Origin of the sequence: Spirillospora sp. NPDC000708 (assembly GCF_040299565.1) — a bacterium.
Classification (GTDB): domain Bacteria; phylum Actinomycetota; class Actinomycetes; order Streptosporangiales; family Streptosporangiaceae; genus Spirillospora.
The window spans coordinates 1-1,711 of the sequence record NZ_JBEPCJ010000226.1; the positions used below are offsets into that span (position 1 = coordinate 1).

Below are 1,711 nucleotides of genomic sequence, written 5' to 3' on the forward strand. Positions count from 1 at the left end.
AAAACCAATTTGGCGGGGGGGGGGGCGCCCGGGCCCCGGCGGGGGGGGGCGGTCCGATTCCTCGGACCGCCCCTCTCGCCGTGCTCGGCCGGTCAGGTGGCGGCCGGCACCGGGCCGCCCGGCTCCGGGTCGAAGATGGGCTGCAGCGAGTTGAGGCCGGAGATCAGGGTCACGAAGTCCTTGCGCGGGAAGAACAGCTTCCCCGGGTCGATGAGCGCCTGCGCGTACTGGTGGTACGCCTCCTGGTCGAGCCCGGCGTCGTAGAAGAAGCGGACGAACGACACGATGTTCTCCAGGAAGTCGCGGTAGGAGGCCTCGTACCGCTCGAACACGTCCGCCTCGCGCGAGGGGTCCTTCAGGACGACGTCGATGCCCTTGGCCGCCGCGGCGGCGGCCAGCATCGCCAGCGTGACGCCGGTCGAGAACAGCGGGTCCACGAACGCCGCGGCGTCGCCGACCAGCACCCAGCCGGGGCCGCTCAGCCGGCCGCAGGCGTACGACCAGTCGCGGGCGTTGCGGTGCCCGCTGGTCTGGACGGCGTTCGCGAGCATCTCCTTCAGGTGGGTGGACTCGGCGATCTTGGTCTGGAACAGCTCCGGCAGCCCCTGCCCGGCGGCGGTCGCCTCGGCCGCGGAGGTCACGTAGCCGACGCTGTGGGTGCCGTCGTAGATCGGGATGTACCAGAACCATCCGCCGGGGACGTGCTCGATGAAGATGTTGCCGCTCTCGTCGCCGGTCAGCGGCTCGCCGCCCTGGAAGTAGGCCCAGACCGCCACGTTGCGCAGGTCCTCGGTCCACTCGACGGTGGTCAGGTGCCGGCCGAGCAGCCGCGCCTGGCCGGACGCGTCGACCACCATCGTCGCCCGCGCCTCGGTCTCCTCGCCGCCGCGCAGCTTGTAGCGGACGCCGACGACCCGGCCGTCCTCGACGATCGGGCCCTTGACCGCGGCCTCCTCGCGGACGTGCGCGCCGAGTTCCCGGGCCCGCCCGAGCACCAGCGCGTCGAAGTCGGCGCGGCGGACGTTGTAGGCGTGCGGGAATTCCGGCCGGCCCTCGGTGAATTTGAAGCCCCATCGGCCGTCCCGCCCCCACACGAGGCTCCCGCCGAACTTCTTGACGAATCCGAGCGCGTCGAGCCGCTCCCGGAGGCCGAGTTCGTCGAGAACGCCGACGCATCCGGTGATGAGCGACTCCCCGATGTGGTAGCGCGGGAACTGCTCGCGTTCCAGCACGAGCACCCGGTGCCCGCGCAGGGCCAGCAGGCCGGCGGTCGACGCGCCCGCGGGGCCACCGCCGATCACGATGACGTCGTACTCGGACTTCACGCTTCCCTGATCTGACATCGCCCTTCTTCCCTCATCCTGTGGACCGTGCCCGAAGGGCAGGCCGAACGGCTGTCCCGTTCACTTTCGCGAGCCGGCCTGAAGGAGCACTCAGGAAATGGTGGGGGTAGGCGCGCGGCGCGCCTTCAGCCCCTCTTCAGCCAATCTCTACCGGTCTTATGAACACTCGAGAAAACCAACGACGGGAGGGAGGCAGCCAATGAGAAAGGTCCTGGACGACACGCTCGGCCGCCATTTTGACGGCATCCTGGTCCGGCCGGGCGACCCCGGGTTCGACGCGGCGCGCTCGGTGTGGAACGTCGACATCGACCGGCGGCCCGCCCTCATCGCGCGGCCGGCCGCGCCGGAGGCGGTGGCCGTGGCGATCG

General features: G+C 70.8%; 1 protein-coding gene. It reads right to left on the reverse strand.

Going from position 1 to position 1,711, the window contains the following annotated elements; genetic code table 11:
- Positions 1 to 92 precede the first annotated feature (92 nt).
- Positions 93 to 1,343 (reverse strand): NAD(P)/FAD-dependent oxidoreductase, encoded by a 1,251-nt coding sequence (locus tag ABT299_RS52570; RefSeq protein ID WP_500194463.1) that lies wholly within the window; start codon positions 1,341 to 1,343, stop codon positions 93 to 95.
- Between the last annotated feature and the right edge of the window lie 368 nt (positions 1,344 to 1,711).

Coding starts and splice junctions, on each gene's coding strand:
- ABT299_RS52570 (WP_500194463.1), bottom strand. CDS start 1,343: ATGTCAGATCAGGGAAGCGTGAAGTCCGAGTACGACGTCATCGTGATC.